Origin of the sequence: Nocardia sp. NPDC057663, from assembly GCF_042799895.1 — a bacterium.
Taxonomy (GTDB): Bacteria; Actinomycetota; Actinomycetes; order Mycobacteriales; family Mycobacteriaceae; genus Nocardia.
In genome coordinates this window covers 45,929-68,343 of record NZ_JBHVHX010000027.1, presented here as the reverse complement: position 1 = coordinate 68,343, position 22,415 = coordinate 45,929, and the positions used below count along the sequence as shown (strand labels likewise).

The following is a 22,415-nucleotide window of genomic DNA, read 5'->3' as shown; positions in this document are numbered from 1 at the left end:
TGGCCTTGGCCATCAGGTTGGTCAGGATGGTGCCGGACGCGCCGACGATCATGCCCGCGACGATCATCGCGGTGTTGTTCAGTGCCAGACCCGCGGCCGCGGCCGACAGACCGGTCAGGGCGTTGAGCAGCGAGATCACGACGGGCATGTCCGCGCCACCGATGGGCAGCACGACCATCAGACCCAGGATGCCGGCGAGGACGAGCAGGCCGATCATCCACAGCTGCGAGACGCCGCCGTTGTCGGCGCCCAGGCCGATCACCACGGCGCACAGGATCGCGCCGGCGAGCAGGAGCAGGTTCAGCGGCTGTTGCAGGCGGCCGATGCCGATCGGCTTGCCGGACAGGATCTCCTGCAGTTTGGCGAAGGCGATGATCGAGCCCCAGAACGAGACCGAACCGATCACCGCGGCGAACAGCGAGCCGATGATGATGTGGATGGTGGGTTCGTCGTGCAGGGCCGAGAAGCCCGAGCTGTCGATGAACTCGGCCCACGCGATCAATGCCACGGTGCCACCACCGACGCCGTTGAACGCGGCGACCAGCTGCGGCATCTCGGTCATCTTGGTGCGCACGGCGGGCGGGACACCCAGCGCCACACCGACGACCAGGCCCGCGCCGATCAGGATCCAGTTGATCATGTCCGCGTGGCGCACCGAGATCAGCGTGGCGATCACGGCGATGCCCATGCCGACCGCGGCGATCTGGTTACCGCGCACGGCGGTCTTCGGGCCGGTCAGGCCCATCAGGCCGTAGATGAACATGGAGAAGGCCACGATGTAGAGGCCGTTGACCAGGTAGGTCATGTTGTCGACTGCGTGCATCACTCGGCCGCCTTCTTCTTGCCCTTGAACATGCCGAGCATGCGGTCGGTGACCACGAAACCACCGATGACGTTCAGCGTTCCGAACACCACGGCGACGAACAGGATCACCTGCACCAGCAGGGACGGGTCCTTCACATTGCCCAGCGTCACCAGCGCGCCGAGCACGACGATGCCGTGGATGGCGTTGGTGCCCGACATCAGCGGGGTGTGCAGGGTGTTGGGGACCTTGGAGATGACGGCGAATCCGACGAACCCGGACAGGACCAGGATCGCGATGTTCGCGAGAAGTTCGGTGTACATCAGGCTTCCACCTCACGAGTGACGCAGGAATCCGCCAGCACCTGATCCTCGAAATCGGGCGCGAGCTTGCCGTCGACCAGCATCAACTCCAGCAGCGCGGCGATGTTCTTGGAATACAGCTCGCTGGCGTGCTCGGGCATGGTGGCGGGCAGGTTCAGCGGCGAGGCAATGGTCACCTCGTGCTTGACCACGACCTCACCGGGCTCGGTGAGTTCACAGTTACCGCCGGTCTCACCGGCCAGGTCCACGATCACGCTGCCGGGCTTCATACCCTCCACCGCGGCGGCGGTGACCAGGCGCGGCGCGGGACGACCCGGCACCAGCGCGGTGGTGATCACCACGTCGAAACCCTTGATCGCGTCCTCGAGGGCCTGCTGCTGGGCAGCCTTCTCGTCCTCGGTGAGCTCGCGGGCGTAGCCGCCCTCACCGGCAGCGTCGATACCCAGGTCCAGCCACTGCGCGCCGACCGAACGCACCTGATCGGCGACCTCGGGGCGCACGTCGTAGCCGGTGGTGCGGCCACCCAGGCGCTTGGCCGTGGCCAAAGCCTGCAGACCGGCGACACCGACACCGAGCACCAGCACGGTGGCCGGCTTCACGGTGCCCGCCGCGGTGGTCAGCATCGGGAAGAAGCGGGTCGACTCCGACGCGGCGAGCAGCACGGCCTTGTAGCCGGCCACATTCGCCTGCGAGGACAGCGCGTCCATCACCTGCGCACGCGAGATACGCGGGATCGCCTCGACGGCGAACGCCTGCACCCCGGCCGACTTCAAAGCACCGATCTGGTTCTCGGCATTGCGGGGCGCGAGGAACCCGATCAGGGTCTGTCCGGAGGACAGCTTGCCCACCTCGGCGTCGCTGGGCGGGGCCACCTTGACCACGACGTCGGCCGACCACGGATCACCGATGGTCGCGCCCGCCTCGACATAGGCCGCGTCGGGGATGAGCGCGCCGAGGCCGGCACCGGCTTCCACGACCACCTCGACGCCCTGCTTGGACAGGGCGGGAATGATCTTGGGCACCAAGGCGACCCGCCGCTCGCCCGCGCCGGACTCGCGAACGACTCCGACACGCGCGCCGCGCGGCGAACCCTCGCCCACGTTTTGCGTTGTCTCCACTAGTCAGACTTCCTTTTCGTGCTGGCTTCGAGCCTGGGAACAACGGGTCAGCCGAAGTTACCTACGAGTAATATCGGCTGAAATCCTCGCAACTGTACTCGGTTCGCGGTGAGCCTAGCGGAGATGCCCGTCACATCGGAGCGCTGGACCGTCCACTGGGAAATCGGACAGAGCCGACCTGTTTCGCCAAGTTGACGACCTTTCCGCTCGGCGGACGCGAGCTCGCGTCCTCGATCAGATTCGTCGCCGCAGGTAGGGCCGGACAAGACCGCACGTGCGAGTGGGGTACTTACCTGGACGTCCGAATCCTGGTCGAATGACCTGTTCGGCGCGCGAACGTGACGCGTGTCATGCCGGTGGACGGTTCGGGCTGTTGCGCGACCTGGGCCACACCGTAGGGTCGATGCTGTGAACGACTGCGTCTTCTGCTCGATCGTGGCGGGTGCTGCACCGGCGACCAAGGTCTACGAGGACGACGCGGTGTGCGCGTTCCTCGACATCCGGCCGATCACCCGCGGGCACACGCTGGTCGTTCCCAAGCAGCACGCCACCGAACTCGACGATCTCGATCCCGAACTCGGTGCCACGATCTTCCGCACCGGTCATCGGCTCGCGCGCGCCCTGCGCCGCAGTGGGCTGGCCAGCGACGGCGCCAATCTGATTCTCAACGACGGCACAGCGGCCTTCCAGACCGTCGCCCACGTCCACCTGCACGTGGTGCCGCGCAAGCACGGTGACAAACTCAGTTTCGCCAAGGGCTTTCTGCTGCGCCGTCCGCACGAACCGAATTCGACCGCAGCGGCGATCCGTGCCGGCATCACCGCGCTCGATCAGAGCGAAGCAGAAGGAGCACAGGGATGACCGACCGGACGCCCGATCGCGAGCAGCTCACCGACCTGCTCTCCCAGCAGTGGGAGGCCATCGGCAGTCTGGTGGCCGACCTCGACGAGAAGGCGTGGCGCAAGCCGTCCCCGCTGCCCGGCTGGACGCTGTTCGACGTGGTCGCGCATGTGATCGGGACCGAGTCGTGGCTGCTCGGCGATACCCCGCCGCCGCACGATCCGTTGCGCCCCAAGACCGATGTGCGGACGCTGCCGCACGTGCGCAACGAGGTCGCGGTACTGAACGAGATCTGGGTCGACCGGTTGCGCCCGCTCTCCGGCAAGCGGCTGCTCGCCCTGTTCGACGAGGTGACCGACCGCAGGCGGGCGGCGCTGGCCGCGATGGACGAGCAGGCCTGGCAGGCGCCGACGGTGTCGCCGGTCGGGCAGGTCGCCTACGGGCGGTTCATGCGGGTGCGCCTGTTCGACTGCTGGATGCACGAGCTCGACCTGGCCGACGGGATCGGCCGCACGGTGCCCGAAGGCGGCGGGCGCGCGGAGACCGCGTTCACCGAGCTCACCCTGGGGCTGGGCCGCGCGGTGGTGAAGGGCGCGAAGGCGCCGGACGGTTCGCTGATCACCATCGACCTCAGCGGACCGGTCACCCGGCAGATCCACCTCGCGGTGGTCGACGGGCGCGGCGCGGTGCTCGACGCCGCCGAGGGCGAACCGACCGCCGTGATCAGCATGGATTCCGGGCTGTTCGCGCGGTTGCGCGGCGGGCGGACCACCGCGGCCGCGCACCGCGACGCGGTCACCGTCACGGGCGACACCGCCCTCGGCGAGCGACTGGTGCAGAACCTGGCCTTCACCATCTGATGCGGCTGTTCCTGGCGTCCTACCGATTCGGCGCCTTCGCCGACCGGCTCGCCGGGCTCGTCGGCGCACCCGGCCGGGTCGCGGTGATCCCGAACGCCTGCGACGCGTGGCCCGACGCCTGGTCCGCAGCGGTCACCAGCGATGTGAATCCGCTACGGCAGCAAGGTTATTCGCCCGAGGTGGTCGACCTACGCGACTACGCCGGGCAGCCGGGACAGCTCGAGCGGCGGCTGCGCGAGTTCGCCATGGTGTGGGTGCGCGGTGGCAACACCTTCGTGCTGCGGGCCCAATTCGCCCGCAGCGGTGCCGATTCCGTGCTGCCCGCGCTGCTTCGCGAGGACGCGCTGGTCTACGCGGGTTACAGCGCGGGGGCCTGCCTGCTCGGCCCCGATCTGCACGGACTGGAAACGATGGACGATCCCGCCGAGGTCCAGCCCGCCACCGGTGTCGAACCGCGGTGGGACGGATTGGGATTGGTGGATCGGCGCCTGGTCGTCCACCTCGATTCGCCCACCGATCCGGACGGCGAGGCGGCGAACATGCTGGCGCGCTGCCGGGCCGAGGGCGTCGCGCACTGGGCGCTCACCGACGACGATGTCGTCCTGGTGGACGGCGACCGCACCGAGGTGCTGCGCGGGCGGTCACCGGCCGGCGCCGACCGGATCCGCTGATCGCTTGCGCCGGAACACGATCCAGCGCATCGCGCAGTACATATATACCGCCTCGCAGGCACCTGCCAGCAGCCGCGCCACGTGGTACTCCACGCCGAGCGCGGCCAGCCCGGAGCCGACGCCGAGGATGAACGCCAGGTAGTTCACTCCCACCACGACCGCGTACACCGCGGCCTGCTTGCCCATGGGGGCGTGCGAGTGGAAGTTGAAGGTGCGGTTCAGCAGGAAGGCAAGGCCGAACGCGACGATGTAGGCCAGGCTGATGGACAGCCAGACGGGCAGGGCGAGTCCCTCGTGCAGCAGCGTCAGCAGCAGCAGGTCGACGCCGAAGGTGAAGCTGTTGATCAGCGCGAAGCCGAGGAAGGTCGCGGGCACATACCGGTTCAGCCCGAACGGCAGACGCGCGACGACGGCCTCGCACCAGCGGGTGAACCGGTCGGCCATCGAGTCGGTGACACTCGCGTGCTGCTCCACGGGGCCAGCCTGCCAGCGCGAGATGACGCCGAGGTGAGCAGACGGCAAACGGGTGAGTCGGCGGGCTCGGTACGGCAGGGCTACGGCCCGCGCGGATCCACCGACGGACGACAGCCGGGCTCAGTGGTGCAGGGCGACGGCCCGCGCCTGCGCGGAACCGGTGGGTGCCGCCGGACCGTGGTCGAACGTGGTCCAGGTGGCCAGGCAGCGGCGGCGGGTGAACTCGTCCGCCTCGGCCAGCAGGGCGTCGCGCAGCAGGCGCGGATCGGCGGCCCATTCGGCGGCGATCTCGGCCAGTGCGCGGATGCCGAACATCCCGGTCGCTTCCAGCGCCGACAGCCATTCCTCGTGCGCGCCCGCGTGGACACGGCCCATCGCGTCGGGGTCGATCCCGGCGTCGGCGAACTCGGCGGCCAGCAGGGCGCCGACCAACTCGCTGCGGTCCTGCGGTTCCTTCATCTTCCAGCCCTCCCGGCGAAATACGGTGCGACGCGGCCGCGTCGGTTGATGCGATGCGCGAGCGGGCGCACCGTAGAGCGGAATTCGAAACGCGCCGGGCGCGCGGCGGCGAATCGCCGTCGAACACACCCGTTATGGGCATTGTGACGGGTTGGACGCCGTATACACCAACCGAACGCACCGGATCACAATCATGCGGAAACTCACTTGGTCTGCAACACACCACCTCGGCGCTGATCTGGTCAGTCGACCACCACCCCCGAATGGTGGCCATACCTGCACCCCGAGCGTGCTGATCATCCGACAGGCGCGAGTGCCCGCGCGAGGCGGGTGGCGCGGGTTAGCGTTGACGAGTGGACGAGAGCAGGGTTGACCTCGATGCGTTGATTTCCGCGGTGTCCGAGGGCGCGGTGGTCATCGATCCCGATCTGCTGGCGGGGTACCGGCAGGATTGGGCGCGTGATCCCGATGCCGGGACGCCGGTCGCGGTGGTGCGGGCGCGCAGCACCGCGGATGTGGTCGCCACGCTGCGGTGGGCGCATGCCGGGCGGGTGCCCGTCGTGCCGCGCGGGGCCGGGTCGGGACTGTCCGGCGGGGCGACCGCGGTGGACGGCGGGATCGTGCTGAGCACCGAGTTGATGCGGGAGATTCGCGTCGACGCGGTCACCCGGACCGCCGTGGTGCAGCCGGGGCTGCTCAATGCCGAGGTGAAGCGGGCCGTCGCGGCGGAGGGGCTGTGGTATCCGCCCGATCCGTCCTCGTTCGAGATGTGCTCGATCGGCGGCAACGCGGCGACCAACGCGGGCGGGCTGTGCTGTGTGAAATACGGCGTCACCACCGACTACGTGCTCGGCATGGAGGTCGTGCTCGCCGACGGGACCGTGGCGCGCCTGGGCGGGCCACGGCTGAAGGACTCGGCCGGGCTGTCGCTGACCAAGCTGTTCGTCGGCAGCGAGGGCACGCTCGGGGTGATCACCGAGCTCACCCTGCGGCTGCTGCCCGCGCAGCCGCCGCAGGCGACCGTCGTCGCGAGTTTCGCCTCGCTCACCGCGGCCACCGACGCGATCCTGGCCATCACCTCGACCTTGCGTCCCGCCATGCTCGAATTCATGGACACGGTGGCGATCAACGCCGTCGAGGACGAGATGCGGATGGGGCTGGACCGCACCGCCGCCGCGCTGCTCGTCGCCCGCTCCGACGCGCCGGGCGAGTTCGCCGCGCACGAGGCGAAGCTGATGGTGTCGCTGTGCGAGAAGGCCGGGGCGACCGAGGTTTTCGATACCGAAGACCCCGCCGAAGGCGAAGCCTTCACCGCCGCACGGCGATTCGCTATTCCCGCGGTGGAGCGGATCGGGTCGCTGCTGCTCGAGGACGTCGGCGTGCCACTCCCCCGGCTCGGTGACCTGATCACCGGCATCGCCGCCATCGGGGAACGCAACGACGTGCTGGTGTCGCTGATCGCGCACGCCGGCGACGGCAACACCCACCCGCTGATCGTGCACGACCCCACCGACCCGGACAACACCGCCCGCGCGCACCGCGCGTTCGGCGAGATCATGGACCTCGCCATCGCGCTCGGCGGCACGATCACCGGTGAACACGGCGTCGGGCGCTTGAAGAAGGCGTGGCTGCCCGACCAGGTCGGCCCCGAGGTGATGGCGCTGACCCGCCGCATCAAGGACGCCCTCGACCCGGAAGGCATCCTCAACCCCGGCGCGGTCCTTTAGGCGTACCTCCGCCTTCGCTCCGGCCATGCGCAGGTCTGATGAGGGCTTCGCCCGCTGCACCACCAGTGGAACATCGGGCCGGGCGGCCGGGTTAGCATCCGGTATGACCACCAGGCTCGAGCACAACGTCGCCGACACTCGTTTCGAGATCTACCTCGACGACGTCCTCGCCGGCTACGCCGACTACGCCGAACGCGAGGATCCGAAGGTCCGCGACTTCCACCACACCATGACCTTCCCCGAATTCCGTGGCCATGGTGTCGCCGCCGAGGTCGTCGAATACGCGCTGCGCGACTCCCGCGCCAACGGCTACCACATCATCCCCACCTGCTGGTACGTCGAGAAGTACATCGCCGAGCACCGCGAATACGCCGACCTGGTGGCTTAATCGCGCAGATAGCCGGCCAGGATCGGGCCGATCACGGCGAGCGCGTCCGGGCCGGTGAGCCGGTTGTGTTCGTGGCCGGTCTGGTTGTCGATGATCGCGCCGCTGACGTAGGGGCGCCAGGTGCCGGCGTTGGCCTCGTAGCCGGGGCGGGCGCTGGTGCTGCTGAAGAACAGCAGATCACCGTCGAAGATCCCGGGTTCGTACTCGGCCGCCTCGCGCACGATCTGCTGGTAGTCGGCGTAGAGCCGCTGCAGATCCGCCGCGGTGAGCGCGCCGAGGAGACCCGCGATCGGGTTACCGATGCCGGCGCCGACGTCATTGTCGGCGCCGGGCAGCGGTGCGGCGGTGTACCGATCCGCCGCGGAATCGGCCGACGACGCTGGCGGCACGATTCGATCAGGAGCGGCGCCGGCGGCGCCGGCGCGCAGGAGTTCGGCGGCGTGTTCGGCCACCGGCCGGTCGCCGTCCAGCAGCGCCGGGTCCAAGCCACCGAACTCGGCGAGCAGGGTCTCCGGCGGTGGCAGTTCGGCGGCAGCGGCCGGGTCGACATCGGCGCGGCCGTCGAGGATGGTCAGCGCGTCGACCTCGGCGCCGCGGCGCTGGAGTTCGACCGCGACGGCGTGCGCGATCGGCCCGCCCGCGGAGTAGCCGAGCAGCCGGTACGGTCCGGCGGGCTGGATCGCCTGGATCTCGTCGGCGTAGTGGACGACCCGGTCCCGCAGTGACCGATCGGGTTGCTCGCTCGCGATTCCGGGCGACTGCAGGCCGTAGACCGGGAAGCCGGGATCGAGGTGACCGGGCAGACCCGCGTAGCACCAGGCCACGCCGATCGCCGGGTGCACGCAGAACAGCGCGGGGCCACTGCCGCCCGCGCGCAACGGCACCAGGTTCCGCAGGGCCGGGTCGACCGCGTCCCCGGTGGTGATGCGCTGGGCGAGCGCGTCCGGCGTCGGATCAGCGAACATCCACTGCACCGGCATCGCGACATCGAGGCGGTCACGGATCTGGGCGACCAGCCGGACGGCGATCATGGAGGTGCCGCCGAGTTCGAAGAAGTTGTCGTCCAAGCCGACCCGCGCTACGCCGAGGACGGACTCGAACGCGGCGACGACGGCCTCCTCGACGGGGGTGACCGGCGGCCGATAAGGCAGGTCGGCACGGTGTTCCGGGGCTCGGACGACGGGATACACGATGGTTCCCGGCGGCGCGGTGACGTCGAGTTCGCCGACGACGCGGCCCGGGTCGGCGGTGAGCGCGTCGAGCATGTCGACGAACCGGTGCGCCAGTGTCCGCGCGGTGTCTTCCTCGAACAGATCGCGGGAGAAGGTGAGCGTCCCGGACATGCCCGCGGGCGCGCCGTCGGGGCCGAAGTTCTCGGCCAGCATCCACTCGAGGTCGAATTTCGCGCCGACCGGCGGCATGTCGAGCGGGTCGAGCCGCAGGCCGGGCAGTTCCACCGCCTCGCGATCGAAGTTCTGGAAGACGAGCAGCACCTGGAACAGCGGATGGTAGGAGGTGGATCGGGTGGGTGCCATCACCTCGACAAGTCGTTCGAAGGGGATGTCGGCGTTGCCGAACGCGTCCAGGTCGCCGTCCTTGGTCGCGGCGAGCAGGGTGTCGAAGGTGGCCTCGGGGTGGACGCGGCTGCGCAGCACCAGCGTGTTGACGAACATGCCGACGAGGTCGTCGAGATCGCCGTCACCGCGGCCCGCGATGACCGAGCCGATCGCCACGTCGGTGGTGTCCGACAGCCGGGCCAGCAGTACCGCCAGCGCCGCGTGGGCCACCATGAACACGCTGACCCCGTGCCAGCGGGCCAGTTCCCGCAGCCGCACCTGGATCGCGGCGTCGATGTCGAATTCCGTCAGTCCCGCCCGGTGGGTGAGCTCCGCGGGCCGCGGATGGTCGCTGGGCAGCGCCGAGACCTCGGGCAATCCGTCGAGAGCGGTGCGCCAGAACGCCAGCTGCTGGTACGACACGCTGCCGGGATCGTCCTCGTCGCCGAGCAGTTCGTGCTGCCACAGCGCGTAGTCGGGGTATTGCAGCGGCAGCGGCGTCCAGGTGGGCGCGGCGCCCGCCCGGCGGGCCGCGTAGGCCACCAGCACGTCGCGGGTCAGCGGGGCCACCGACCAACCGTCGGAGGCGATGTGGTGCAACGTCGCCACCAGCACCCAGCGGTGGTGATCGATCCGGAACAGCTGCACGCGCAGGGGCACTTCGGTGGTGAGGTCGAATCCCTGCCCGATCTCGGTGGCGACCCGGTCCCTGACCTGTTCCGGTTCGATGGGGGCGACCCGAATCGGCACAGGCGCCTCGGCGACGGCACGGACATCCTGGTACGGCTCGCCGTCGGCGTCGACCGGGTACACCGTGCGCAGCGATTCGTGGCGGGCCACGACATCCATCAGCGCTGCCTGCAGCACCGCCACGTCGAGCTCGCCCTCGACCGCCAGCGCGATCGGCACATTGTGGGCGGGCGAGGCGGGGTCGTACCGGTTGAGGAACCACATGCGCCGCTGCGCCGCCGAGAGCGGGACCCGTTCGGGGCGGTGGCGGGGGCCGGGCCGCGGACCGGGTGCGGTGGCCGCGGTCCGTACGGCGACGGCCAGGTCGGCGACGGTCGGCGAGTCGAAGACCACGCGCACCGGGATGCGGGCGTCGAGGGCGGCACCGAGTCGCGCCGCGATCCTGGTCGCGATGAGGGAGTTGCCGCCGAGGGCGAAGAAGTTGTCGTCCAGGCCGACCTCGGGGACACCGAGCAGCTCGGCGAAGATGTCGGCCACCGTCCGCTCGGTCGGGGTGACGGGGGCGCGGAACCGGCCGGACCTGAGGTCGGGGGCGGGCAGCGCGCGGTGGTCGAGCTTGCCGTTGCCGGTGCGCGGCAACGCGTCGAGGACGACGATCGCCGTGGGCACCATGTAGGACGGAAGCCGCTGCGCCAGAGCTTCTTTCACCGCATCGAGGTCGAACTGGGCCGAGTGTTCCGGCACCAGGTAGGCGACGAGCAGTTCGCCGAGCGCGGCATCGGTGTGGACGGTGACCACGGCCTGGTGCACCGCCGGGTCGGCGGTGCACGCCGCTTCGATCTCGCCCGGCTCGATGCGCAGGCCGCGCAGCTTCACCTGGAGGTCGGAGCGGCCCAGGTACTCGAGGCCCTGCGCGCGCCTGCGCACGAGATCGCCGGTGCGATACATCCGCTCGCCCGGTGCGCCGTACGGGTCGGCGACGAAACACGCGGTGCTGAGGTCGGGGCGACCATGGTAGCCGCGGGCGAGTGCTGGTCCGGCCAGATACAGTTCGCCGGCGACGCCGTCGGGGACCGGGTGAAGCCGCTCGTCGAGCACGAGCGCGGCCAGGCCGGGAATCCCGGTGCCGATGGTGATCTCGGCACCGGGCACGAGCGGGCCCGCCCCGGTGGCCCAGATGGTGGCCTCGGTGGGGCCGTAGTCGTTGAAGTGCACGCGGCCCGGCGCGGCCCACCGCTGCACCAGCTCCGGCGGGCACGGTTCGCCGCCGGTGATGATCGCCCGCAGGTCCTCGTGCGCCACGGTATCCACCGAGGCCAGTGCCGAAGGGGTGAGCGCGATGTGGGTGACCCGTTCGCGGGCGAGCAGCTCGCCCAGTTCCGCGCCGCCGAAGGCGGTCGGTCCGGCGACCACCAGCGTGGCGCCCGCACCCGCGGCCAGCAGCAGTTCCAGCACCGCGGCGTCGAAACTGGGTGAGGCGACGTGCAGCACCCGCGATTCGCCCGTGGTGTCCAGCCGTTCCCGTTGCGCAGCGACCAGGTTCGCCAGCCCCGCATGCGTGACGACCACGCCTTTGGGGCGGCCGGTGGACCCGGAGGTGAAGAGGACATACGCCGGGTGTGCGAACTGCGGTGTGCCGTGGCGTTCGCCGGGATCGATCGGCGCGTCCGAGGTGGCGGAGAGCTGCGTCGCGAAACCTGGGTCGTCTAGCAGCAACCAGTGCGCGGAATCCGCGGGCCCGACATCGGTACGCGTGGCGTCGGTCCATGGACGGATCGATTCAGCCTCGATCGTGGTGATGCCCAGGGACGCACCGGAGTCGGCGAGGATCTGGGCGATGCGTTCGGCAGGGTAGGCGGGGTCGACGGGGACGAACGCGGCGCCGGTTTTGGCCACGGCCCAGACCGCGAGGACCTGTTCGGCGCTGCGGCGGACGGCGATGACGATCAGCTCCTCCGGGCCCGCTCCGGCCTGGATCAGCTTCCGGGCCAAACGATTCGAGCGTTCGTCGAGTTCGCGGTAGGTGAGCCTGGTCGACCCGTCGACGATCGCGACGCCCGCCGGGTTCGCGGTGACGGCCGCGGCCAGCAGATCGGCGAGGACGGCGGGAGCGGCGACGGCGGGTAGTGCCGTGCCGGGCAGTACCTCGTGCTCGTGCTCGTCGAGCAGATCGATATCACCCACCGGCACATCGGGATTCGCCACGACAGCACGCAACAGGGTGAGCCAGCGGTCGGCGAAGCTCGCGGCGGTGCCCGCGTCGAAAAGGTCGGTGGCATAGCCGAACCGGACCGACAGCCCGTCCGCGGCGTCGTCGCCGACCGTGACGCTCAGGTCGAACCGCAGGCTCTGCTGGTCCAGGTCCACCACCTCGACCTGGAGTCCGGGCAGGGTGATCTCGCGGCGGCCGAGATTCTGGAATACCAGCATGGCCTGGATCAGCGGGTGCCGTGCCGCCGACCGAACGGGTTCGAGCAGGTCGACGAGCTGCTCGAAGGGGACCTCGGCGTGCGCGAAGGCGTCGAGGTCGGTGCGGCGCACGCGGTCGAGCAGGTCGGTGAACGACAGCGCGGCAGGCACCTCGGTGCGCAGCACCACGGTGTTGACGAACATGCCGACCACGTCGTCGAGTTCGGCGACCCCGCGTCCGGCGACCGGGGTACCGACGGCGACGTCGGCGGTGCCGCCGAGCCGGGCGAACAACACGGCGAGGGCGCTGTGCAACACCATGAACAGCGAGCACTGCCGCTGCGCGGCAAGCTGTTCCAGTCCGGTGCGCAGGTCGGGTTCCATCGTGCGCGCGACGGTGCCCGCGCGCAGCGACGCGACGGCGGGTCTCGGCCGGTCGGCGGGCAACTCGAGCCGATCCGGCAGTCCGGCCAGGGTTTCGGTCCAGTACGCCAGCTGCTGGGCCGCCAGCGACTCCGGATCGTCGGCGTCGCCGAGCCGATCACGGTGCCAGAGTGTGTAATCCGCGAACTGCACCGCGTGCTCCGGCCACTGCGGTGCGGTGCCCGCCGCGCGGGCGGTGTAGGCGGATATCACGTCGCGGGCCAGCGTTCCCATCGAGTACCCGTCCACGCTGATGTGATGCACCACCACAGCCAGGACGTGCTCCTCGGGGCCGAGCCGGAACAGCCGCACCCGCAGCGGGACCGCGGTGGCGACGTCGAAACCCTCGGTGACGCAGTCTAGAACGGCGGCGGGCAGGTCGGCGGCGGCGATGTCGATCGCCTCGACGTGGCCACCGAGTTCCGCCGGTGTGATGACGACCTGGTAGCCGATGCCGTCGTGATCGGGGTACATCGTGCGCAGCGCCTCGTGTCGGCCGACCACATCGGCCAGCGCCGCCCGCAGCGCGGCGAGGTCGAGTCGTCCCGTCAGCCGCAGGACGGCCGGGATGTTGTAGGCGCCCGAGGACGGGTCGTACTGGTTGACGAACCACATGCGCCGTTGCGCGGGGGCGAGCGGGATCCGCTCCGGCCGCTGTCCCGCGTGCGGGCCGCCGAGCGCGCCTGCGGGGAGCAAGGTGTCGCTGTCGAGCCGGGCGGCCAGGCCGTGCACGGTCGGCGCTTCGAACAGCAGCCGCACCGGCACCTCGACGCCGAGTTCGGCGCCGAGCCGGGCGGCCACCCGCGTCGCCGACAACGAGTCGCCGCCGAGGGCGAAGAAATCGTCGTCGGCGCCGACCTCGGGGTGCTCGAGCACCGCGGCGTAGGCCTGCGCCACCAGCCGTTCCGCACCTGTCGGAGCGACGTAGGGGGCGACGGTGGGCCGAGGTTCGGGCAGCGCGCGCACGTCGACCTTGCCGTTGCCGGTGACCGGCAGCGCGTCCAGCACCGTGACCGTCGCGGGCACCAGGTGCCGGGGCAGCCGCCGCACCAGGAACTCGCGCAGCGCGGTCGGGGTCAGCTCGACGCCGGCGACGGGGGCGGCATACGACGCCAGGGTCTGCTCGCCCTTCGGCCCGCGCCGCGGCACGGTGACAGCCAGCGCGACACCGGGCGCCGCGAGCAGCGCCGCGTCGACTTCGCCCGGCTCCACCCGGATTCCGTGCAGTGTGATCTGGGAGTCGTTGCGCCCGACGTAGTTCAGCCGGTCCGTCGACGCCCGGCGCACCAGGTCGCCGGTGCGGTACATGCGCTCACCGGGCGCGCCGAACGGGTTGGCCACGAAGCGTTCCGCGGTGCGCGCGACCGCGCCCGCATATCCGCGAGCCAGGCCGGGGCCCGTCAGATACAGCTCGCCGACCGCGCCGGGCGGCACGGGCCGCAGCCACCCGTCCAGGACCGCGAGGCCGCAACCCGGCAGCGGCGCACCGAGATCGCCCGCGTCGTCCTCGGCCGGCGGGGCGCTCAACGTCACCGCCACGGTCGCCTCGGCCGGACCGTAGGAGTTGAGCATCGTCCGTCCCTCGCTCAGCCGCGCGACCAGCTCGGGCGGACAGGCTTCGCCGCCGGTCACGATCGTGCGCACCCCGGCGACGGCGGCCGTCGGCAAGGTGGTCAGGACCGCGGGCGGCGCGACGAGGTGGGTGACCGCGTGGGCGGCGATGACCTCGGCGAGCGGTTCGCCCGCCGTGGCCTGCGGCGGCGCGACCACCAGCGTGGCTCCGGCATGACAGCTGGTCAGCCATACCAGGATCGAGGCATCGAAGGCGGGGTTCATGCACAGCAGGAGGCGGTCGCCGGGTGCGGGTCGTAGGCGCGCGGCGACGCCGTCGACCAGTCCGCTGAGACCGGCGTGGGTCACCATCACGCCCTTGGGGACACCGGTCGAGCCGGAGGTGTAGATCAGGTAGGCGGGATGCCCGGCGTGCAGCGGACTGACCCGTTCGGCGTCGGTCACCGGCCCCGCGGGGCGGGCCGCCACCCGGTCGGCCAACGACTCGTCGTCGATGACCAGCCAGGACATGGTGTCGGGCAAGTCCTTCCGGTGCGCGGCGACGGTGATGCCGAGGCGGGCACGGCAGTCGTGCGCGACGGTGGCGATGCGCTCGGCCGGATGGTCGACGTCCACCGGGACGAACGCCGCACCGGACTTGGCGATCGCCCACGCGGCGAGCAGCCATTCGGGCGAGCGTGGCACGGCGATCAGCACGGCTCCCTCGGGACCGGCGCCGGCGGCGATCAAGTTGCGCGCCAGTCGATTCGACCGCTCGTCGAGTTCGGCGTACCCGAGCTCCGCGCCGTCCCCGACGACGGCGACCCCGCCGGTGCGCACCCCGGCGGTGAGCAGCTCGGGCAGCAGGCGCGGAGACGGCGGCCGGGTCCGGACAACCTCGGCCCCGTCGACGCCACGCACCGCCGCGACCGGTAGTGCCGGATCCGCTAGCCGGGCGACGATGCGGGCCAGCCGATTCGCCAGCACGGTGGCCTCGGTGTCGTCGAAGTACCGGTCCGAGCAGGTGAGGTGGAGCCGCAGTCCGTCGCGCGCCTCGGCGGACAGGCACAGGGGATAGTGGGTGCCGTCGCGGCCGTGGAAGTCGCGGATCCGCAGGCGCGCCTGCTCGGAGGCCGACCGCAGCGCCTGCACGTCCATCGGATACGACTCGAAGACCATGCTGGTGTCGAACAGCGGACCGACCCCGGCGAGCGACTGGATCTCGGTGAGCCCCAGGAATTTCCGGTCGACGAGAACGCCCTGTTCACGCTGTACGCGGGCCAGCAGCTCGCCGACCGGCTCGTCCGGGACCAGGCCGATCCGCACCGGAACAGTGTTGACCAGCATGCCGACGATCCGTTCCGCCCCGGGCAGGTCCGGCGGACGTCCGGACACGGTGGTGCCGAAGACGACGTCGGTATGCCCGGTCAGCTCGGCCAGCAGCAGCGCCCACGCGGTTTGCACGACCGTGTTCATGGTGACGCCACGCTCGGTGCGATGGCGGGTGAGCGCGGTGACGACGCCCTGCGCCAGCGGCACCTCCCGGCGCAGCTCGCCGGGTTCACCGTCGTAGTCGAGTGGGGGGCGGACCGCCGTGATCAGCGTGGGACCGGCCAGTCCGGCCAGCGCTTCGGACCACGCCGTGCGCGCGCCTGCCGCGTCCTGGCGGCCGAGCCACTCCAGATACCGCAGATACGACACCGGTTCGCCGAGCTCGCTGTCCTCGGTTTCGTACAGCGCGAGCAGTTCACCCAGCAGCACCGGCATCGACCAGCCGTCGAGCACCAGGTGATGATTGGTGACGATCAGCCGGACGTCGCGCGGTCCGCAGCGCACGCACAGGAAGCGCAGCAGCGGCGGCCGTTCGGGGTCGAACGGGCGGGCGAGCTCGTGCGCGGCGATCGTGGCGCAGTCGGCCGGGCTCGCCTCGAGCACCTGCCACGGCACGGTGACCTCGTCGAGCACCAGCTGCGCCGCCGTGTTCGCGGTCGTCACGAAGGCGGTGCGCAGCGCGGGGTGCCTGCGCACGAGCGTCGTCGCGGCGGATTCGAGGCGATCGAGATCGACCTCGCCGTCGAGTTCGAAGACGGCTTGCACGGCGTACTTGTCGGTGTGCCCGGCGGTGAGCCGGGTGTGGAACAGCAGGCCCTGCTGAAGCGGCGCCAGCGGCCAGACGTCCTCGATGTCGTGGTAGCGGCGCTGCCACTCGGTGAGCTGAGTCGCGGTGACCGGCACCAGCGCGATATCCGACGGTGTCAGTCCGCCCGCACCCGGCTCGGCGACGGCATGCGCGATCGTCTCCAGTGTCGAGACCCAGTGCCGCGCAATCTGTTCCACCTCGTCGCGGGCGATGACCCCGGCCGGGAACCGCCACACCGCGTGCACCACGGGCCCGTCGGGCTCGTCCATGGTCACCGCGTCGACGGCGATGACCGCCGACGCGGGCAGCTCGGCGTCGACAGCACCGCCGAGCTGGCCGGCCACGTCGACCGGTAGCCACGGGATGCCCGCGTCGGTGCCCGAGCTCTGGCCCAGGTAGTTGAACCCGACCTGCGGCGTGCCCGCGGCCCGCAGGCGGTCGTCGGCGCCGAGGTGGCACAGCAGGCCGAAGCCGAGGCCGCCGTGCGGCACCGCGCGCAGCTGCTCTTTGACCGCGGCCACCGCGGACATCGGATCGGGGTCGGCGCCGAGGTCGAGCGCGATCGGGAACTGACTGGTGAACCAGCCGACGGTGCGCGACAGGTCGGCGCCGGGTACGACGGTCTCGTCGCGGCCGTGCCGCTCCAGCATGAGCAGCGTGGCTCCCGGCGCGCCGTGGTGCTCGGTCACGGCCGACACCAGGGCGGCGAGCAGCGCCTCCTCGACACCGCAGCGCAGTGCGGTCGGCAGGTGCCTGACCAGCGGGGCACTCGTCGCGGCCGGAATCCGGATCTCGATGCGGTCGACGGCCGCTCCGACGTCGCGGGCCGGATCGAGCGGGCGGGCACCCAGCCGTGGCTGCGCGGTGTCGAGCACGCCGCACCAGTAGTCCAGCTCATCGGTCCATTCCGCGGCGCTCGCGGCGGCGTCGAGCGCGTGCGCCCAGGTGCGCATGGAGGTGCCGACCGGCGGCAGCTGCGGGGCCCCGCCCTCGGCCACCGCGGCCCAGGCTGCCATCAGGTCGGCGATCAGGATGCGCCAGGACACGGCGTCGACGGCGAGGTGATGCACGGCGAGCACGAGTCGTCCGCCGGGACCGCCGGGGTCGAGCCAGGTGGCGGCGAGCACAACCCCCGCGCCCGGGTCGAGCCGATCGACCGCCGCCGCGGTCGCCCTTTCGATGGTGGCGGAATCGATCGGCGAGACAGGGGCACTCGCCGCCGGCTCGGCCGCGGCGCTCACGCAGACGACATGGTCGACAATGTCGGCCGCGTCGATCGTCGCGGGCGGGGCGACCTCCAGCTGATCACCGTCGACGACCCCCGAGCGCAGCATGTCGTGGCGGTCGATGAGCGCTTGCAGCGTGCGCACCAGCCGGCCGCGCTCGACGGCATCCGGCAGCGCCAGCACCATCGTCTGCGCGAACCGCTGCCAGCCGGGCTGGGTCAGCAGCCAGTCCACGATCGGCGTCCGTGCCACCGGACCCACACCGCCGCCGGGTATTTCACGCAGGACGGTCCGCTCCCCCGGCGCGCCGACGACCGCGGCCAGCCCGGCCGGAGTGGGATGCTCGAACACGTCACGCGCCGAGAAGACCAGGTCGGCGGACCGTCCGCGGGCCACCAGCTGGATCGACAGGATCGAGTCGCCGCCGAGGGCGAAGAACGACGACTCGGGGCCGACCTCCGGCACACCGAGCACCTCGGCGAACAGTCCGCTCAGCGTCTGCTCGACCGCGGAGGCGTCCGCACGGGGTGTCGTCGGCGTGGTGTCGGGCTCGGGCAGTGCGCGCCGATCGACCTTGCCGTTGCCGGTCAGCGGCAGCGCGTCCAGCATCGTGATGCTGCCCGGAACCAGGTGCGCGGGTAATCGTTGCAGGCAGAACTCCCGCAGCGCCGCGGCGTCGAGCTCGCCCGACTCGTGCGTGGGCACCACATACGAGGCGAGCATGGCCCGGCCCGACGCACCCTTGCGCACCACCGTCACCGCGAACTCCACACCGGGACAGGTGGTCAGCACGGCGTCGACTTCGCCCGGCTCCACCCGCATGCCGCGCAGCTTCACCTGGAAGTCGCTGCGGCCCACGAATTCCAGGACGAACGACCCCGCCGGTTCGTCGGCACGCGGCGTCGCCCCGACACCGTGGTCGCCGACCGGATCACCGGCGCGATCCAGCCCGGCGGAGGAGACCGGGGCATCGTCGGCCTGCTCGACCGCGCGCCAGCGGACCAGGTCGCCACTGCGATACAGGCGGGTTCCCGGCGCGCCGAATGGATTGGCGATCATGCGTTGCGCTGTCGCGCCGGTGCGGCCGGCGTACCCGCGAGCCAGGCCGGGGCCCGCGATGTACAGCTCGCCCGGGGTTCCGGCGAGCGCCGGGCGGAGCCGGTGATCGAGGACGTGCAGCGTGACGCCGGGTACCGGAGAGCCGATTCCTACCTCGAGGTGCGGGGTCAAGGGCGCTGTGAACGTCGCTGCCACAGTGGTTTCCGACGGACCGTACGAATTCACCATGGCCCGACCGGGTCCGAAACGCGCAACCACCTCCGGCGGGCAGGCCTCGCCGCCGGTGGACACCGCGCGCACACCGTCGAGGGCACCGGGCGGCAGCGTCGTCAGCACGGCGGGCGTGGAGCACAGGTGGGTGATCGACGAGTCCCGGATCACCGCGGCCAGTTCCGCGCCCGCCCCCGAGTCGGCGTCGGCGATCACCAGCGTCGCGCCGGCTGTGAAGGCGACCAGCAGTTCGAGCAGGGACGCGTCGAAACTCGGATTGAGACAGTGCAATACGCGCGACTGCCGATCCGCGCCATAGGCGTCGCGCACCGCCGAGGCCAGCGCGGCGATCCCCGCGTGGGTGACCACGACGCCCTTGGGAGTGCCGGTGGCGCCCGAGGTGAACACGATATAGGCGGGATTCTCGAGCCGCGGGCGCGGCAGCGGCCCGGTGTGGTCGGCAGTTGCGGTGACTTCGCCGGCGGCGAGCCCCTCGTCGTCCAGCACGATCCAAGTCACCGAGTCGGGCAACGCGGTCCGCAGGCTCGACGTCGTTATACCAAGCCGCGCACCGCATTCCGTTGCCATGGTCGCCAAGCGCTCGGCCGGGTTCGACACGCCGACCGGTACGTAGGCCGCGCCCGATCGGGCAACGCCCCAGAACGCCACCACCGACTCCGTCGACCGCGGCAGCGCCACCAGCACGGCGGACTCCGGACCGGCGCCCGCCGCGCTGAGCCGCCGCGACAGCCGGGCCGAAACCTGATCCAGCGCACCGTAGGTGAGTTCGCGCTCGCCGGACACCACTGCCGTCGCCAGGGGACCCGCGGTCGACAGTCCGTCGTCGAGCACGTCGGCGAGCAACCGCGGGGCAGGCGCGGGCGCACCGCGCAGACCCGCGCGCAGGGGCAGCTCATCAGGGAGGAAGTACCCGAGTGAACGCACCGGGGTGTCCGGGTCGGCGTCGATCATCGCCTCGAACAGCGCCAGGAACCGCCGGTGATGGCGGGCCAGGGTCTGCGAGTCGTAGAGGTCGGGGTTCGCGGTGAAGTCGACGTGGATGGGGGCGTTCGCGCCGCTCTGATAGAAGTTGACGAACAGGTCCTCGATCGGCCCCGAGGTCAGCAGATGCAGGCTCGTCTCGACATCGGTGAGGTCGACATCGGTCGGGAACAGCATGATGTTGACCACCGGACCGACGAAGCCACGCCCACCCGTCACCTGACCGTCCGCGTCGCCGCTACGGATCTCCTCGTGGCGGAACTGCTGATGCCGCAGCGCGCCCGAGACCTCCACCCGGATCGCGTCGACCAGGTCGGCGACGGTGCTGTCGGCCCGGACCGGCACCCGCAACGGCACCACATTGGCCAGCATGCCGCCGGATCGGCGCAGTACCGCCGTGGTGCGGCCGGACACCGGCAGGCTCAGCACGACGTCCTCGGTGCCGGTCGCCTGCGCGTAGTACACCGCCAGCGCCGCCATCGCCAGCCCCGGCGTCCCGACATCGAACCGCGCGGCGGCCGCGCCCAGGCGCGCCTTCGTCGCGGCCGACAGTTCCGCGCGGTGCTCGCGGCCGAGCGCGTGTGCGGGCGCGGCGGCGTCGACCAGACTGCACCGCTGCGGCATGTCCGCTATCCGCTGCGACCAGTAGTCGGCATCGGCGGTGAAGCGCGTGCTGTTGCGGTAGCGCATCTCCGCGTCGTACACCGTGCGCAGACTCGCGGCCTTGCATGGCGGCGGATCCCGCCCGGACAGCGCCGCGTTGTAGAGCTCGGCAGCCCGGTACATCTCGGTCGCGGCGGCGAAGCCGTCGATCGCGATGTGATGGCCGCGGGAGTACATCAGCACCCGCTGCGGTCCGATCCGGATCAGCGCGAACTTTCCCAAAGAGTCACCGAGCAGATCGATCGGCGCCTCGATATCGGCACGCATCCACCGGATCGCCTCGGACTCGGGGTCGGCGGCATCGCTGAAGTCCAGATAGGACACCGCCAGCTCGATCCGCCGGTCGACGACCTGGTGCGGCCCGTCCTCGGTGCCGACCAGCCGCAGCTGGCCTGACTCGAACTCGCGATTCACCTGCTGGGAGACCGCGAGGAGGGTGTCGATGTCGAGCGGACCGCGCATGTCGCAGTACAGCGCCTCGTAGAGCGGCACCGCCGGATCGAGTTGCTGGGCGTACCACATGCCGAGCTGGGCCGGTGAGAGCGGAAACTCCTCGACCACGGCCGGCTCGGCCGCCGGCGCGGTGGACAATTCGCGGATCATCCGTGTCGTCTCTCCGCACCGACCTTCAGCGGTTCCCGATCCTCGACGATGTGGTACTCGGGTACCTCGGTGCTGGTACCCGCGATGAGCCTGTCCACCACGATGTTGCGGACATGCGCGGGCAGGGCGGGCGCGAACTTCTTGACGTAGGCCGACATCCACTCCGGCCGCGAGAGCAGGAACGGGAAATCGGTGGCCATCATCGTGCGCACCACCAGCATCGGGATCGGCGCGTCGAGCGGGTGGTAGTCCTTGTTCCACAGGCCGGGCTGGGAGCAGCCGGGATAGAACTGCCCGAGCATGAGGCCGCGCTCCACGAACTCCGATTTGAGCTCGTCGTGCAGGTCGTCGATCAGCGAGTAGTCGTGCAGGTCGGGCAGGGCCGTCACCATGCAGCGCAGTACCGCGGCACCGCCATCGTCCGGTGGCAACTTCGGGAACAGCTCCAGCGCGTCCGAGAGCACCAGCCGCACATACGCGGGCCACGGTTGCACACCGGCCACCCGGCCGACCCAGATCAGGTCTCGGCGCATCGACGGCCTGACATACGGGCAGACCGGACCGTCACGGCCGATTTCGTCCAGCGGCTGGGTCAGATAGTCCTTCGCCCAGGTGCGCATCCGGTCGAGCATTTCCTGCGTGCATCGGGAGTTCTCCCCGGAAGTGGACAGCGGGAGCCAGCTCATTCCCGAACGGGATCCGAAAATTACTTCGGTCATGATTCACCTCGCCACATCACGAGGTCGAGCATTCTCCCAGTACACCGCTGAACACGCGAGTAGGGGGCCACTCGAATTCCGAGGGCAGCCCTCGCGGACAAGGTTCCAGCGCTCTGCATCATGTCGTCGACTCCTGCTGTAGACGGCCGAAGGGCCTGGTCACAGCCCTTCACTAGTCAGGAGGATCGACATCGGCCACATACCTGCACCCCGACGGCTCAGTTTGATCCCACCTGTCTTGGTATATTGCATTCAAGGGTCGAAACGAATCGCCGCAAAGCTACGAATAAATAACCCTCCGGTATCGGTTGAATCTATTGGTTGAGTGTCCGTTTAATTCGTGGACACATTTCGATCGTCATTCCCCCAGTAACCTCGCACGATCGAGGTAACGCCCCGGAATCGGCCCGTGACCGGCCTTTTTGCCGTGCAGTGCCTGCCTTGCGTCGCGGCGATGCTCCAGAAACGGCACGGCCCCTCGATGAGTCCATCGAGGGGCCGC

12 protein-coding genes are annotated in these 22,415 nt (G+C 70.5%); 5 read left to right on the top strand and 7 right to left on the bottom strand.

Going from position 1 to position 22,415, the window contains the following annotated elements:
* The 3 genes from ACFVAV_RS32650 to ACFVAV_RS32640 all read right to left on the bottom strand — a co-directional run.
* On the bottom strand, window positions 1–805 hold an 805-nt coding region (locus ACFVAV_RS32650), incomplete at its 3' end, for an NAD(P)(+) transhydrogenase (Re/Si-specific) subunit beta (protein WP_379039445.1).
* Window positions 806–822: 17 nt separating this feature from the next.
* Window positions 823–1,125, bottom strand: coding sequence for an NAD(P) transhydrogenase subunit alpha (locus tag ACFVAV_RS32645; protein ID WP_056818017.1), 303 nt, complete (start codon window positions 1,123–1,125; stop codon window positions 823–825).
* A complete protein-coding gene (locus ACFVAV_RS32640) occupies window positions 1,125–2,243 on the bottom strand; it encodes a Re/Si-specific NAD(P)(+) transhydrogenase subunit alpha (protein ID WP_379039443.1) in 1,119 nt (372 codons plus the stop codon). The genes ACFVAV_RS32645 and ACFVAV_RS32640 overlap by 1 nt, the downstream gene beginning before the upstream one ends.
* Window positions 2,244–2,651: 408 nt before the next feature.
* Between ACFVAV_RS32640 and ACFVAV_RS32635 the strand changes: the two genes are divergently transcribed.
* The 3 genes from ACFVAV_RS32635 to ACFVAV_RS32625 are packed head-to-tail and all read left to right on the top strand — an operon-like array spanning window position 2,652 to window position 4,614.
* Complete coding sequence (locus ACFVAV_RS32635; protein ID WP_379039441.1) at window positions 2,652–3,104, top strand: HIT family protein; 453 nt, start codon at window positions 2,652–2,654, stop codon at window positions 3,102–3,104.
* The gene (locus ACFVAV_RS32630) at window positions 3,101–3,943 is read left to right on the top strand and encodes a maleylpyruvate isomerase family mycothiol-dependent enzyme (protein WP_379039440.1); all 843 of its coding nucleotides are present in this window, start codon (window positions 3,101–3,103) and stop codon (window positions 3,941–3,943) included. The genes ACFVAV_RS32635 and ACFVAV_RS32630 overlap by 4 nt, the downstream gene beginning before the upstream one ends.
* A complete protein-coding gene (locus tag ACFVAV_RS32625; RefSeq protein WP_379039439.1) occupies window positions 3,943–4,614 on the top strand; it encodes a Type 1 glutamine amidotransferase-like domain-containing protein in 672 nt (223 codons plus the stop codon). Before ACFVAV_RS32630 ends, ACFVAV_RS32625 begins: the two co-directional genes overlap by 1 nt.
* Here ACFVAV_RS32625 and ACFVAV_RS32620 read toward each other — a convergent pair.
* Both ACFVAV_RS32620 and ACFVAV_RS32615 read right to left on the bottom strand, forming a co-directional pair.
* Window positions 4,585–5,088, bottom strand: a complete 504-nt coding sequence (locus ACFVAV_RS32620) for a GtrA family protein (RefSeq protein ID WP_379039438.1) — start codon at window positions 5,086–5,088, stop codon at window positions 4,585–4,587. The two genes, ACFVAV_RS32625 and ACFVAV_RS32620, sit on opposite strands and share 30 nt — an antisense overlap.
* 120 nt (window positions 5,089–5,208) lie before the next feature.
* Window positions 5,209–5,547: a hypothetical protein gene (locus tag ACFVAV_RS32615; RefSeq protein WP_379039437.1), complete on the bottom strand. Its 339-nt coding sequence runs from the start codon at window positions 5,545–5,547 to the stop codon at window positions 5,209–5,211.
* A gap of 353 nt (window positions 5,548–5,900) precedes the next feature.
* On the opposite strand from ACFVAV_RS32615, the gene ACFVAV_RS32610 reads away from it, so the two are divergent.
* Window positions 5,901–7,274 carry an FAD-binding oxidoreductase gene (locus tag ACFVAV_RS32610; protein ID WP_379039436.1) on the top strand — a complete coding sequence of 458 codons (1,374 nt, stop codon included), beginning with the start codon at window positions 5,901–5,903 and terminating at the stop codon, window positions 7,272–7,274.
* 103 nt (window positions 7,275–7,377) lie between these two features.
* On the top strand, window positions 7,378–7,662 hold the full coding sequence (locus ACFVAV_RS32605; protein WP_379039435.1) for a GNAT family N-acetyltransferase: 285 nt from the start codon (window positions 7,378–7,380) through the stop codon (window positions 7,660–7,662).
* Here ACFVAV_RS32605 and ACFVAV_RS32600 read toward each other — a convergent pair.
* Together ACFVAV_RS32600 and ACFVAV_RS32595 are read right to left on the bottom strand one after the other, a co-directional pair.
* Window positions 7,659–21,194, bottom strand: coding sequence for an amino acid adenylation domain-containing protein (locus ACFVAV_RS32600; RefSeq protein WP_379039434.1), 13,536 nt, complete (start codon window positions 21,192–21,194; stop codon window positions 7,659–7,661). The genes ACFVAV_RS32605 and ACFVAV_RS32600 overlap by 4 nt on opposite strands.
* Window positions 21,191–21,913 carry a DUF6875 domain-containing protein gene (locus ACFVAV_RS32595; protein ID WP_379039433.1) on the bottom strand — a complete coding sequence of 241 codons (723 nt, stop codon included), beginning with the start codon at window positions 21,911–21,913 and terminating at the stop codon, window positions 21,191–21,193. Before ACFVAV_RS32595 ends, ACFVAV_RS32600 begins: the two co-directional genes overlap by 4 nt.
* Between the last annotated feature and the right edge of the window lie 502 nt (window positions 21,914–22,415).

Coding starts and splice junctions, on each gene's coding strand:
- ACFVAV_RS32645 (WP_056818017.1), bottom strand. CDS start 1,125: ATGTACACCGAACTTCTCGCGAACATCGCGATCCTGGTCCTGTCCGGG.
- ACFVAV_RS32630 (WP_379039440.1), top strand. CDS start 3,101: ATGACCGACCGGACGCCCGATCGCGAGCAGCTCACCGACCTGCTCTCC.
- ACFVAV_RS32625 (WP_379039439.1), top strand. CDS start 3,943: ATGCGGCTGTTCCTGGCGTCCTACCGATTCGGCGCCTTCGCCGACCGG.
- ACFVAV_RS32615 (WP_379039437.1), bottom strand. CDS start 5,547: ATGAAGGAACCGCAGGACCGCAGCGAGTTGGTCGGCGCCCTGCTGGCC.
- ACFVAV_RS32605 (WP_379039435.1), top strand. CDS start 7,378: ATGACCACCAGGCTCGAGCACAACGTCGCCGACACTCGTTTCGAGATC.
- ACFVAV_RS32600 (WP_379039434.1), bottom strand. CDS start 21,194: ATGATCCGCGAATTGTCCACCGCGCCGGCGGCCGAGCCGGCCGTGGTC.
- ACFVAV_RS32595 (WP_379039433.1), bottom strand. CDS start 21,913: ATGACCGAAGTAATTTTCGGATCCCGTTCGGGAATGAGCTGGCTCCCG.